Source organism: Bacteroides sp. GD17 (assembly GCF_038448625.1).
Classification (GTDB): domain Bacteria; phylum Bacteroidota; class Bacteroidia; order Bacteroidales; family Bacteroidaceae; genus Bacteroides.
Genome location: NZ_JBCEZS010000001.1, coordinates 805,006 through 818,698, shown reverse-complemented (window position 1 = coordinate 818,698; position 13,693 = coordinate 805,006). Strand labels below are relative to the sequence as shown.

9 protein-coding genes are annotated in these 13,693 nt (G+C 51.6%); 3 read left to right on the top strand and 6 right to left on the bottom strand.

Annotated elements, in window-relative coordinates:
* Positions 1 to 18: 18 nt before the first annotated feature.
* Positions 19 to 978, bottom strand: coding sequence for a glycoside hydrolase family 5 protein (locus AAE250_RS02805; protein ID WP_342288631.1), 960 nt, complete (start codon positions 976 to 978; stop codon positions 19 to 21).
* Between the two features lie 283 nt (positions 979 to 1,261).
* Here AAE250_RS02805 and AAE250_RS02800 point away from each other — a divergent pair, with 283 nt between their 5' ends.
* Positions 1,262 to 2,215 (top strand): glycosyl hydrolase, encoded by a 954-nt coding sequence (locus tag AAE250_RS02800; protein WP_342288630.1) that lies wholly within the window; start codon positions 1,262 to 1,264, stop codon positions 2,213 to 2,215.
* Between the two features lie 104 nt (positions 2,216 to 2,319).
* Here the strand turns inward: AAE250_RS02800 and AAE250_RS02795 are convergent, their stop codons facing one another.
* The 5 genes from AAE250_RS02795 to AAE250_RS02775 all read right to left on the bottom strand — a co-directional run bounded on the left by AAE250_RS02795 (position 2,320) and on the right by AAE250_RS02775 (position 11,288).
* Positions 2,320 to 3,600 (bottom strand): acetylxylan esterase, encoded by a 1,281-nt coding sequence (locus AAE250_RS02795; RefSeq protein WP_342288629.1) that lies wholly within the window; start codon positions 3,598 to 3,600, stop codon positions 2,320 to 2,322.
* Positions 3,601 to 3,669: 69 nt separating this feature from the next.
* Positions 3,670 to 4,557 (bottom strand): AraC family transcriptional regulator, encoded by an 888-nt coding sequence (locus AAE250_RS02790; protein WP_342288628.1) that lies wholly within the window; start codon positions 4,555 to 4,557, stop codon positions 3,670 to 3,672.
* Between the two features lie 330 nt (positions 4,558 to 4,887).
* Positions 4,888 to 7,317: a beta-galactosidase GalA gene (galA, locus tag AAE250_RS02785; protein WP_342288627.1), complete on the bottom strand. Its 2,430-nt coding sequence runs from the start codon at positions 7,315 to 7,317 to the stop codon at positions 4,888 to 4,890.
* 224 nt (positions 7,318 to 7,541) lie between these two features.
* The gene (locus AAE250_RS02780) at positions 7,542 to 9,842 is read right to left on the bottom strand and encodes a glycoside hydrolase family 3 N-terminal domain-containing protein (RefSeq protein WP_294601540.1); all 2,301 of its coding nucleotides are present in this window, start codon (positions 9,840 to 9,842) and stop codon (positions 7,542 to 7,544) included.
* Positions 9,843 to 10,067: 225 nt separating this feature from the next.
* Positions 10,068 to 11,288: a glycoside hydrolase family 27 protein gene (locus tag AAE250_RS02775; protein ID WP_294601538.1), complete on the bottom strand. Its 1,221-nt coding sequence runs from the start codon at positions 11,286 to 11,288 to the stop codon at positions 10,068 to 10,070.
* Between the two features lie 255 nt (positions 11,289 to 11,543).
* On the opposite strand from AAE250_RS02775, the gene AAE250_RS02770 reads away from it, so the two are divergent.
* Both AAE250_RS02770 and AAE250_RS02765 read left to right on the top strand, forming a co-directional pair.
* Positions 11,544 to 12,545, top strand: coding sequence for an aldo/keto reductase (locus tag AAE250_RS02770; RefSeq protein WP_294601536.1), 1,002 nt, complete (start codon positions 11,544 to 11,546; stop codon positions 12,543 to 12,545).
* 422 nt (positions 12,546 to 12,967) lie between these two features.
* A complete protein-coding gene (locus AAE250_RS02765; protein ID WP_294601534.1) occupies positions 12,968 to 13,597 on the top strand; it encodes a DUF4136 domain-containing protein in 630 nt (209 codons plus the stop codon).
* The last annotated feature ends 96 nt before the right edge of the window (positions 13,598 to 13,693 follow it).

Sequence of the window (13,693 nt, the reverse complement as noted above, 5' to 3'; positions counted from 1 at the left end):
AGAGACTCTTTGGGCCTCTTATTTACTGTTTTGCAGTTCGCTTTTTACCAGATGTCCCCAATCTTTCAAATCTTTATCAGCCCACTCTCCTGTGGACGAAGTATTCGGATAGAGCATCGAACAGGTTTCGTTCTTATCGGAAACAGACCAGCACACCCAACTAATGGTATGGTTCTTCATCCAATCGCGCCAGATATCCCACTCTTGACGGTTTACCGGACCATCACCACTGGCCTCCATGCCGGCACACTCCGAAACAAACAGAGGCAATCCTTTACTCAACGCGTAATCGGCACATTCCCGTAAATACTGCCCGTGAGTAGCAGCATAGAAATGCAATGTATACATAATATTATTATAGCCTTCAATGGGCGAATCTGCTGCCAGATGCACATCCTGGTCCCAATGAGGAGTACCTACCAGAATCACATTATCAGGGTCTATGGCACGAATTGTGCGAATGACTTCTTCCGAATAGGCTTTCACCGCTTCCCACGAATCTTCTACAGGTTCATTAAATATCTCATAAATCACATAAGGGGAATCTTTATAGCGATTGGCCATCTTCGCAAAAAAGTCCTTCGCTTCTTCCGTACGGATGGAATGACTGTGCCAATCGATGATAACATACATTTTATTCTCAATAGCCGCATCGGCCACTGCCGTCACACAAGCAAGCGCCTTTTCCGGATCAGAAATATAGGCGCCGTCAGGTTCCACTCCCATAGCAGCACGCACCACCGTAGCTTTCCATTCATCTTTCAGCACCTTCACCACAGACGCATTATAGAACCGCGGCCACCAGTTATGCCAACCAAAACTAACGCCTTTCAACGCTACTTTCTCACCGTCTCCATTTACAAGAGAAGTTCCTTCTACCGACAATTGATCTTTATCTTTCTTTGAAACTGCAGAAGAGCTACAGCTAACTGCTACGCAGAATAAAACTGCTCCTAAAATACATCTTATAATCTTCATGACTCTCTTTTTATAATTTCTCATACTATTAGCCTTTAAATGGAACGATGCAAAAATATGCGTTTTAAGTATAGATGAGCGATACTATTTTATCCATTAATTTGCTAAAGAACAATTTAACGAAACGACATGCCCTACTATTGTAACAATTGTGCAGAATGAAGGCTAAATCAGAGTTATTAATTCACCAATCTACAAAGTATAACGATATGATAAAATAATGCCAGCCATTCTTCTCATTTTGCGCTATTTTTGTATGAATAGAAATCTAAAATTAAGAACCATGAAAAAGATTATGATTATTTTAGTGATGGCATGGTGTGCTCTTCCATTCTATGCCATTAAACCTGTGTCGCCCAATGCTTCGCCGGAAGCCAAAGCCCTGTTGAACTATCTGTATGATATAAGCGGCAAGAAGACACTTTCGGGCCAAATGTGGGCGCCATGGGGAGTGGACGAAATTGCCGTAGTGAAAGAAGTTACCGGAAAGTATCCGGCAGTCCGCGGACAAGACCTTATCCACGACAAAGACAATGCCAACGAAATAGCACTTGCCATTGATTGGTGGAAAAAGGGAGGTATCCCCACCGTAATGTGGCATTGGGGAGCGCCGGGAAAAGGCGAAGGATACGAACAAAGCAAGATGAAAATAGACATAGACCGTTGCTTCATAGAAGGTACGGAGGAAAACAAAGCCATGTGGAGCGACCTGAAAAGAATAGCCGACTGGCTGACTATTCTCAGAGACGCCAATGTACCGGTGCTGTGGCGCCCGATGCACGAATGCGACGGCAACTGGTTCTGGTACGGAAAAGGCACCGGAGAGCAATTCAACAAGATATGGATTACGATGTTCGACTACTTCACCAAAGAACGGAAACTGAACAACCTGATCTGGGTATTGTGCCACACCGGTGACCCGCTGGACGATTTCAATCCCGGAAAGAAATACTACGACCTGGCAGGAGCCGATACGTACGACAAAGACCTTGTACAACAGAAGATGTATCGCGAAATACAACGCATGCACGGAACCGGCCATCCAATTCCCTACCACGAATGCGGCACCATCCCCGACCCGGACAAATGCTTTGAACAAGGAGTTACCTGGTCATGGTGGATGTTATGGCACACCGGCCATCTGACCGAATATGACAAAGCAGAACTGAAAAGAATCTATAACCACGACCTGGTTCTGACACTGGATGAACTTCCCAACATCATGGATTATAAATAATAGAATGGACACCGGGGCAAAGAGGATTACCCCATAATACAATCAGCCGCGAAACAAGATATCGTTTCGCGGCTGATTGTATTATGGGCTATAGGATTGCGAGCTTAAAGCTCCAACTGCTTCTTCAACCACTTCTGCCACTCATCCCATTGTTCCTGATACCAGTAATGCCCGGTTTCCAGATAAGGGTGCAACTCCTTCGGGGAGGTAATTGAATTATAGGCAGCATACATAGAGGTGGGAGGACATACATTATCATTATATCCCCAGCTGAACCATCCGGGCACATTCAGGCAACGGGCAAAGTTTGCCGTATCATAGTAACGGGCCGTTTCGAGTTCCTTCTCGTTGACCGCTCCTTTCTTATTATAGAAATAATGAGGCCAACCGCAAGCACGTTTCCTGGAAAAAGCCTCGAGGTCGCACAATGCCGGATGAACAGCGGCAAAACAAGTGACACGCGGATCGAGCGCCGCCGTCATTACAGAGAGTGCTCCCCCCTGGCTGGAACCCGTAACGGCCAATGCCTTACCGTTATACTGCGGCAAAGAGCAGATAAAATCCACCGCACGCAAAGCACCTACAATGACACGGTTATAATAGAAAGCATCGCGGTCGTCACGGCAGAAGTTATAATAACCACCCAACGCTCCGCTTCCCAAATCATTATAAACAGATTGCTCCATCGTCACCGGTATGCCATGAATGCCCACTTCCAGCGTAATCAGCTTTCCCGGAGCCGTATAGGTATCTCCCGAATAAGGACGGACACCGGCACCCGGCACGCGCAGCAAAGCAGGATATTTTCCTTCCTTTTTGGGCACACTGAGTATTCCGTAGAACCGACCGCCCCAAGGCTTTGTCTGGAAACTGACCTGATACACATTATCCGTCTCCGTACAACGCTCGGGAAGCAGCGTCATAAGCGGATTCAAAGGAGTCTTCCGCGCATCTTCCAACGTATTGGCCCAGAACTCACGGAAGTCGGCAGGCAATGTAGTGACCGGTTGCAACTGTTCCGGAGCATAAGCGGCCGTAGCCATTCCCTCGTAAGTACGGCCATCGATACTCGCTTTCACCTTGCAGCGGAAGAAACCGGGAGTCTTCATCACTCCCTGCAATTTCAGGGTACCGTCCTTCAGCACAACATCTTTCTTTGTTTCTGTGGGGTACATCTCCGGGCCCAGTTCATAGTCTATCTTCACATCGGGCAGAAGATTCTGAGCTTTTATCACTTGCACAACGAAGGTGCACTTCTCATTCAAACGGTAGACCCAGTCCGTATGGTCGGGAGACACGACGATGCGGATCTCGTTACCGCGGATCTGCGCTGTTGCTGCAAGTACGCACAACAAGCCCAGAAAGCTGAAAAATACTTTTTTCATGATATCGGATACTTAAATTGTTTAGCACAAAGATATGGCATTTGGCAGAGGGATACCGGTACTATTTTATCATATCACTATCTTCTTCTTGCGATAGTTGTCCCGGAACTCCTTCGGAGAACATCCCTTCTTCCGCTTGAACATGCGATTGAAGTTGGACAAGTTATTGAAACCACAACTATAGCATATCTCAGCAACCGTACGCGTGGAATCTACCAGCAGGCGGGTGGCAAAGCCCAGCCGGATGTCGATGATATAATCCGACAGCGTCTTGCCCGTACGCAAACGGAAGAAACGGCTGAACGAAACCGGGGTCATCCCCACCATATCTGCCAGGAAACCCAATGTAATTTCCTCCTGATAGTGTTCGCCGATGTACTTCTGAACCTTCTGCACCCGCCGACTGTCCGAGAAGGTCTCGATCTTGGCAAACGAAGAACTGGACAGCACCCGCGCGTCGTCGTAGAGCGAAAGTTCATAAAGTATGCGCAGGAAGTTCATCACTGCATAAAAACCTTGCTCCTCCGATGCCAGTTTGTCAATCCAATTGTAAATCTTCAGAATGGCCTCCATAGGAAAGCAAAGCCCGCACTGCGCCCGTACCAGCATCCGGCGTATGCTGTCGAACTGGTTTTTGTTGACGAAATGGTCGAAGAACAAGTCGGGTGAGAACTGAATGGTAATCTCGCGGATATCCTTGGAGGTGCACTCATGCTGTTCCCAAACGTGTTCCAGTTCTTTGCCGGTAATCAGTACCAGGTCGTAATCTCCGATAACTTCGGCCGAGTCGCCTACCACACGGCGCACTCCCGCAGCATTTCCGGCAAAGTTCAGTTCGTATTCCGCATGGCAGTGGATGGGGTAAGTAAATTCTGTCTTGTGACGGTCAGCAATATAAAAGCAATCGCGATCGGATAAGGGAGTAATCTCCCGCATAATGTAGTTTTGGTTTTCCATAGTAATCAGTTAAAAAAGTATCATAATACAAATGTACCAATTCTTTTTAAACGATCAAATATAATGGTAGTTATTTAGCCGGGAAGCTTTCCTGCGCGTAGAAGAAACTTGGTTGACGGATGTATCTCCCTTGCCTAACAACCGGAACTCCCTTACTTAGCAACCGGAGCACTATTGCATGTCATGCACAAGATGGCATCTTGTGTTGTTCAAGATGGCATCTTGTGTAGCATAAGATGGCATCTTGTGCATGACATGCAATAGTGTTCAGGAAGACAAGAGTATATGTTCAGGCCGACAGCAAGCAGTCTGCCGGCCGATGACAAGCAGTTAGTTCGCCGTCAGACTATATGTAGCGGCGGGAATGCCTTCCGATTCTACCGTCAGCGTAGCTTCTCCCGACTGCCCGGTGCTTTGCAGCAGAACTTGGGCAAGGCCGTTGAAGGCGTTTACGCGGAACGTACGGGCGGCGGCATCCGCAGGGCGCTCCGTGGCGCGATAGGCAGGGTCGCCATTGCCAACGCCGAGAATGCGGACGGGACCGCTGACGGTCAACGTCAGTTCGTTGCAAGCCGTGGGGACAAAGCGTTTCTTCTTGTCTTGAAGTTCGACACGGAAGACGGCCACATCACGGTTATCGGCCTGGATGGCAGGACGGTCGGCAGTAAGAGAGATGCGAGCGGGGGCACCGGTGGTTGCGATTTGCTCGGTGAGCAGGCGCTTGCCGTTCTTGTAGCCGACGGCTTTTACCGTGCCGGGCCGATAGACGGCCTGCCAGGAAAGATGACCGTTGCGGGGCATGGGTTTGCGCCCCAGGTTCTTGCCGTTGACGGTTAGTTCCACTTCGTCGCAGTTGCTGTAGACCCAGAGGTCGATGGTTTCACCTTCGTGTCCTGCCAGGTTCCAGTGGGGAAGAATGTGGAGTACCGGTTCGTCTGTCCACCAGGACTTCAGGTAGTAGGCTTCGTCCTTGGGGAAGCCGCAGTAGTCGAGGATGCCGAACTGTGAGCCGGTGGCGGGGAAACCCAGTGGATTGGGTTCGCCGCGGTAGTCGAAGCCGGTCCAGTAGAAGAGGCCTGCAAGGTAGGGGCGTTCGTCGTAGAACTTCCAGCCGCGTTCGATGCTGTTCAGCAGACTGTCCGGACCACTGGCGTGGCGGTTGAGGGCGGCCATGCGGCCGTTGCTGCGGTCGTCGAAGTAGATGCCGCGGGTGCCGCAGCCGGTGGTCTCTTCCGAGCCGAGGGCGCGACGCTGCGGGTAGTCTTTGCGATGCTGCTCCACGGGGTTTTGGAGGATATAGTTATAGCCTGCCACGTCGGCGGGAATCAGGATGGCGGGGCCGCTGCTCGAGGCGACGGTCATCAGGCGCGTAGGGTCGAAGCGGTGGCAATACTCGCGCATGGTGGCGGCGATGCGGGTGCCGCTCTCTTTCCATTCGATGCCCCATTCTTCGTTACCGGCACTCCAGAGGATGATGCTGGGGTGGTTGCGGTCGCGCTTTATCATGCGTTCCAGCAGGCGGATGTGCTCTTCGTTGATGCCGGTGAGGCGGTTCTCTTCGATGACGAGGATGCCGAGGCTGTCGCAGGCATCGAGCATTTCGGGGGTCATCGGGTTGTGGGAGGAGCGGTAGGCGTTGCAACCAAAGGCTTTCAGTTGTTCAAGGCGGTAGCGTTGCAGGGCATCGGGAATGGCGGAACCTACGCCGGCATGGTCTTGGTGCATGTTTACACCTTTCAGCTTCAAGGGCCGGCCGTTGAGGATGAAGCCGCGGTCGGCATCGAAACGGATGTGGCGGATGCCGGTGACGGTGGTATAAGTGTCGACGAGTTTGTCACCTTGGTAGACTTCGGTGAGAAGGGTGTAGAGGTAAGGGGTATCTACGCTCCAGAGGTGGGGTTGCTGTACATCGAGTCGGGCGATGCTGAGGCCGTGCTCTTTGGGCAGCAGGGATTTGCCATCGGCTTCGCAATGGGCTACTTCCCGACCTTCGGCATCTTGCAGGATGTGGCGGAGGCGGTAGGCGGCGGGTTGCAGGGCGGAGTTCTCGACGGTGGTTTCGATGGTAAGTGTTGCCTGGTCGAAGGGGGCTTGCAGGGTGCTATGCACAAAGGTGCCGAAAGGGGCTACATGCAGGGGCGCCGTCTTGTTGAGCCAGACGTGGCGGTAGATGCCGGCGCCTTCGTAGAACCAGCCTTCTTCGAGGGTGGCGTCGGCGCGGACGGTCAGCAGGTTTTCTTCGCCGTAGTTCAGGTATTCGGAGATATCATAGGTCTGGGTGGCGTAGCCGCTGGGCTCGTGACCGAGGTAGAAGCCGTTGATCCAGACGCGGGCGTCACGGAAGATGCCGTCGAATTGCAGGTAGAGATGCTTGCCGAGGTCTTCCTGGGGGATGGTAAAGGTTTTGCGATACCAGCCGACGCTGGTTTCGGGGTATCGATAACCGACGGTTTTATAGCCATGGCTGTGGCTGGCCTTGCCATCGAAAGGCAGATCGACCACCCAGTCGTGGGGCAGGTTGACACGCTTCCAGCCGGAGGCATCGAACTTTGGAGAGTATGGGCCGGAGTTATGGATAGAGGCGGCCTTCGTCAGATAGTTGAAGTATTCTGTGCCGCAGCCGAAGTCCTTGGCAGGATCGGAGGCGTTGCCGAAGGCGAACTGCCAATCGTCGTCCAGGAGGATGCGTTCGCGGACGGATTGGGCAGAGAGGGAAAGGGAGATAGTTATAAGTATAAGAAAGGAATATAGCGTTTTCATAAGCCAGATTGTATGTATTAGATTTATAAATGGGAATATACGGAGTATCCTAAATTCCTCCGCCTGAAAGGGGAGGTGCCCGTAGGGCGGAGGGGTTTCACATCCGAAGGGACTTGCACAAAGTTACTTTCTATTTATGTAAGACCCCTCCGCCCGCAAGCGGGCACCTCCCCTTTCAGGCGGAGGAGTTTGAGATACACTTGTTATCACACGACGCTAAATTATCATTTCACCGTGAACGTCTCCTTCAGCAAATCCTTGTCATCCGAAGAAGCGCCCACCATGACGATGAACTCGCCCGGTTCTACAATCTTCTTCATCTTGATGTCATAGAAAGCCAGCTTGTCGGGGGTGATCTTAAAGTTCACCACCTTGCTCTCGCCTGCCTTCAGCGCTACGCGGGCAAAGTCTTTCAGCTCCTTCACCGGACGGGTGACGCAACTGAACGTATCGCGGATATAAAGCTGTACAATCTCCACGCCATCACGATCGCCCGTGTTCGTCACCTTCACGCTGACGTCCACCGTACCGTCTTTATTGATTTCTTTCTGCGCCAGCTTCAGGTCCTCGTACTTATAAGTAGTATAAGACAGGCCATGACCGAAAGGATAAAGCGGCGTGCTCGGTTTACCCGCCACATACGGATGGAAGTATTGCGAAGGCTTGTGATTGTAAATCATCTGAAGCTGCCCCACACTGTGAGGTATCGTAATAGCCAGTTTGGCCGACGGATTCACCTTGCCATAAAGTATCTCGGCCACAGCCTGCCCGCCCTGCATGCCCGGCGCCCATGCCTCAACAATGGCCGGCAGATTCTCGGCAGCCCAGCGTACACTGAGCGGACGTCCGTTCACCAGCACCAGGATGGTCGGTTTGCCGGAAGCGGCAACGCGTTGTATCAGTTCTTCTTGCAGACCTACCAGGTCGAGGTCCGAGCGGTCGGTATCTTCACCGTCCGTACGGTCGTCCCAACGGAAGCGCATCATATATTCACCGGCTACGACGATGTTCAAATCAGCCGACTTGGCACGGACGGCAGCTTCGGCCACCTGTTTGGGGTCCATGTTGCGCGGGTCCCAACCCTGGTCTACGAAGTCAAACTGCGTATCGTGCGCTATCATCTTCAAGCCTTCGAGGATGGTGGTGACGTTCTCCGGCTTTTCGGGAGCGCTCCAGTCGCCCAGAATGTTCTGGTCGTCGGCATTGATGCCGGTTACCATTACCTTTTTATATTTAGAAGCGTCCAGCGGCAACACGCCTGTGTTCTTCAGAAGGACGATGCCGTTACGGGCAGCTTCGAGAGCCGTCTGGCGGTGTTCGTCGCAAAGGCGTATCTTCATGGTTTCAGCCTCATCGGCGTATGGTTTCTCGAAGATGCCCAGACGGAACTTGATGTCGAGAATACGACGCACAGACTCGTCGATGCGGCTCTCGGGAATGCGGCCTTCGCGGACCAGTTCCACCACCATTTCGTTCCAATGGATGCCGTGCATGTGCATGTCCATACCACTCATGATGGATTGGTAGAATGCTTCTTTTATATTCTCCGCCGTAGCGTGCAGGTCGTGGATGTGCTCAATGTCCATCCAGTCGCTGACAACGAACCCGGGGAAATTCCATTCGCCGCGCAGAATGTCCGTCATCAGCCATTCGTTGCTGTGGCAAGGCACGCCGTTCAGTTCGTTGTGCGCCGTCATCAGCGACATGGCGCCAGCCTTCACACCGGCTTCGAACGGTGGGAAGAAGACTTCGCGCAGCGTGCGCTCGGACAAGTCGGCCGGAGAGCCATTCGTACCGTTGATGGGCTCGCTACCGCCTACGAAGTGCTTGATGCAAGCCAATACATCTTCGCTGCTGTTCAGATTTCCCTGATAACCTTTGACGGACTGTACGCCCAGCAGTGAAACCAGGTACGGGTCTTCGCCGAAGGTCTCGCCTACACGTCCCCAGCGGGCATCGCGGGCTACTTCCACATTGGGGTTGAAGGTCCAGTGCATGTTCATGGCGCGCATCTCGCGAGCCGTTTCGCGGGCTATCTTGTATGCCATCAGCGTATCGAAGGAGCAGGCCAGGTTGATGTTTGTGGGGTAGACCGTGTTGTCCGGCGCGTTGGCATTGCCGTGGATGGCGTCGATGCCGAAGATGATGGGTATCTGCAGGCGGCTCTTCATGGCGAGAGACTGCAAGTAGTTAGCCTCTTTGAGGGTGAGTACGTGCAGGAAGGAACCTATCAGTCCCTGTTCGGTCCAGGCAGCCACGTCTTCTTCCGTCACGCCGGGATAGAAGGCATTGGCGGTATTGTTCTTCAACTGGTCGGCGGTCATCACGGCACTGTTTGCCTTGATATGTTCCAGGCCGACGAACTGGTTCATCTGACCGACCTTCTCTTCCAAGGTCATCCTCCCCAGGAGGTCTTCCACTCTGTCCCTGACCGGAGCCGTAGGGTCTTTGTACACTTCTTTCTGGCTTCCGCCACAAGAGGCAAAACAAGCTGCCATTGCCATAACGATTAGTTTGTTTTTCATTCTATATTATTGTTTTGTTTATTACATTAAATAGGAATTTGCGGAGTATCTAAAATTCCTCCGCCTGAAAGGGGAGGTGCCCATAGGGCGGAGGGGTTTCACATCCGAAGGGACTTGCACAAAGTTACTTTCTATTTATGTAAGACCCCTCCGCCCGCAAGCGGGCACCTCCCCTTTCAGGCGGAGGAGTTTGAGATACACTTGTTATCACACGACACTAAATTATCATTTTCCTTTCTTATTTACCTTCAACCGATACATCACCACATCATGTCCAGGGATGGTAACCGCCTTCACCTTTTTTGTATTGCCCTCGGCCTGCTTGGTCCACAGGTTGCGAACGTCGTAGACCTTGGAGTCGAAGTCGGTAAAGCGTTTCGCCACGTCATCATAAAGGTTGAATTTCTGCCAGTCGATGGTATATTCCCTCGGCTCGGTGGTACGGTTCAAGATGCAGAAGGCCCAGTCGTCACCGGCCAGCGGCTTGAACCAGAACTCCAATCCGTCTTCTACTGCAAACCTCAGTCCCTGTACGCCCAGGCTGTCCTGGTTGACGGCAATCACTTCCTTATTCATAATTATATCCTTCGTCTCCTGAGACATCGAGCGGATATCATTCCCCAGAATCAGCGGAGCTGCCAGCATGCACCACATCGAGAAGTGTGCACGGTCTTCGTTCACCGTCTGTCCGTTGCCCACTTCGAGCATATCCGGGTCGTTCCAATGGCCGGGACCGGCATATTTGCGCAACCCGTTCTGCATATCGAGTATCTGCAACACACCGTACGCAGCAAAACCGGGATGCTGGTCCACACAGTCGAAGCAATTGAAGATATCGCCCGTAGTGCGCCACATGTGTCCCGTTTCGGCAGCCCACTCCCAAGGTTTGCTGCTACCCCACTCGCACATGCTGAAAAGAATAGGGCGACCGGCGGCACGCAGCGCATCGCGCATCAGGTTGTAAGCTCCCACCGGATTGATGTCGTACGAATCGCACCAGTCATACTTCAGATAATCGATGCCCCACTTGGCATATTGCAACGCGTCCTGATATTCGTGCCCGAAGCTGCCCGGACGTCCGCCACAAGTCTTGCGGCCGGCATCGGAGTAGATACCTATCTTCAGTCCTTTGGAATGGACGTAATCGGCCAAAGCCTTGATGCCGGAAGGGAACTTCACCGGGTCGGCCTGAATGAATCCGAGACTGTCACGCTCACCATGCCAGCAATCGTCCAGATTCAAGTAAATATACCCGGCATCGCGCAAGCCGGTTTCCACCATAGCATCGGCCACACCTTTAATAATGTTTTCGTCAATGTTGCAGGCAAACTTATTCCAACTGTTCCAGCCCATAGGCGGGGTTTGTGCCAAACCTTCGAACTTCTGTGCAAATGATACTGTAAAAGAAAAAGCAATGAATACTGCTGTTAAAAGATAATGCTTCATAGTATTTAATTTAATGATAAAACTCAAAAACTTTTCTCTTCTGCAAAGATAGCGAGTTCGGGCATACGCCGGTGGCACAATCTTATCTAATCATAGTATTATTTTGTTGCCAACTACCGTATAGGTTGTTGCATACCAGTTTTAGATAAATAAAACAAAGTCTATTCCCGGGAATTTGCGTATTTTTGTATCGATGCTCTTTGATGCAAGAAGCATAAGGCGTTCCTCTGATTTTTCACTTTTAATACAATAGATATGATTAATCCCATTTATTCCCCGGCATCCGACCGGTATGACAACGGCATGAAGTTCCGCCGTTGCGGTAAGAGCGGCATTCTGCTGCCCGAAATCTCCCTTGGTTTGTGGCACAACTTCGGCGATGTGAATACGTTTGCCAATTCGCAGGCGATGGCGCACTATGCCTTCGACAAAGGCATCACGCACTTCGACCTTGCCAATAACTACGGCCCCTCCTACGGTTCGGCGGAAGAAACCTTCGGTCAGATCATGAAGAAATCTTTTATGCCCTACCGGCATGAGTTGTTCATCTCCACCAAAGCAGGACACGACATGTGGCCCGGCCCTTACGGCGAATGGGGTTCACGGAAGTACCTCATGAACAGCCTCGACCAAAGCCTGAAGCGCATGAATCTGGATTACGTGGACATCTTCTACAGCCATCGCTACGACCCGAATACTCCGCTCGAAGAGACACTGCAAACACTGGTAGACATCGTACGCCAAGGAAAGGCGCTCTATGCAGGCATCTCCAAATATCCCAAAGACGCAGCCGAGTTTGCTTATAAGTATCTGGAAGAACGCGATGTACATTGCCTGCTCTATCAAGGCCGGTACAACATCTTCAACCGCGAACCCGAAGAGGAAGGCATCTTGCAGCAAGCCAAAGAAAACGGAACAGGCTTCATCGCCTTCTCCCCGCTGGCACAAGGCTTGCTGACCAACCGCTACCTGAATGGAATCCCCGAAGGCTCCCGCATGTCCCGAGGCAACTTCCTGAAGAAAGACGTCTTAACCCCGGAAGTCCTGAAGCAAATCACAGCCTTGAACGATGTCGCTGCCCGCCGCGGACAAACGCTGGCAGAAATGGCACTGGCATGGCTGCTGAAAGATGACCTGGTGACGAGCGTCATCATCGGGGCAAGCTCCGTGGCACAGTTGGCAGATAATCTGAAGGCGATAGAGAATACGGACTTCTCGGTAGAAGAGCTGGAAGAGATAGAAAAGATCATGGAGTAAGCGAACGCAAGTTCGATATAAGAGCGGCTCACCTTTGCACGTTTCACCCCTTCGGGGGGGCCCGAAATCTTGCCGGCCTCGGTCAGCGACCTTCCGGGCCCCCCCGAAGCTTTAAAACGCCTGCGTTTCATACCTCCGTAGGCGTCCGAAACCCCAAAACGCCTGCGTTTCATACCTCCGTAGGCGCTCGGAGCCTCAAAACGCCTGCGTTTCATACCTCCGTAGGCGCTCGGAGCCTCAAAACGCTCGCGTTTCATACCTCCGTAGGCGCTCGGAGCCCCAAAACGCCTGCGTTTCATACCTCCGCCTCACTTTTAACATTCCCTTTCGTGAACCTTTTATTTTTTATCTTGTTGTTTCCATCAAAAGCCTAAGGTACCATAGGGCAGGAATTTTATTTAAACCTAAACAATTATAGAAGTATGAAGAAATTTATTCCCCTATTATTAGCGGTCTTTGCATTCGCAGCCTGCGAAAAAGACCCTGACATGGATAAGCTGGACAACAACTATCTGGTTTATACCAATTATGACAAGAAGGCGGACTTCAAGGCCTTCGAGACTTACTACTTGCCGGACAGCATCCTCGTCATTGGCGACAAGAAAGATGCCGAATACTGGAAAGATGAAAGTGCACAGGAAATCCTCAGCGCTTATGTGACTAACATGAACAGCCGCGGCTACATCCGTGTGGACGACCGCGAAGAAGCCGACCTCGGTCTGCAAGTAAGCTACGTAAAGAGTACCTTTTACTTCACCGACTACGGACGTCCCGAATGGTGGTGGAACTACCCCGGCTACTGGGATGCTCCTTACTGGGGCAACTGGGGCGGATGGTATTACCCGTATGCCGTGAACTACTCCTATAGCACAGGCTCCTTCATTACCGAATTGCTGAACTTGGATGCACCGCAAGGCCAGAATCAAAACCTGCCCGTTCTGTGGACCAGCTATATGAGCGGATTGCTGAGCGGTTCAACCTCTGTCAATACAAAACTGGCCGTACAAGGCGTGAACCAAGCTTTCACTCAATCTGCTTACTTGAAAAAGTAGTCGGTAGATGGTAGTTAGTAGACAGTAGTCGGTAGATAGTAGTTAGTAACGACAGCTCCTCTTCCGGACGGAGAAGCCGTCATCGAACCAATAAAT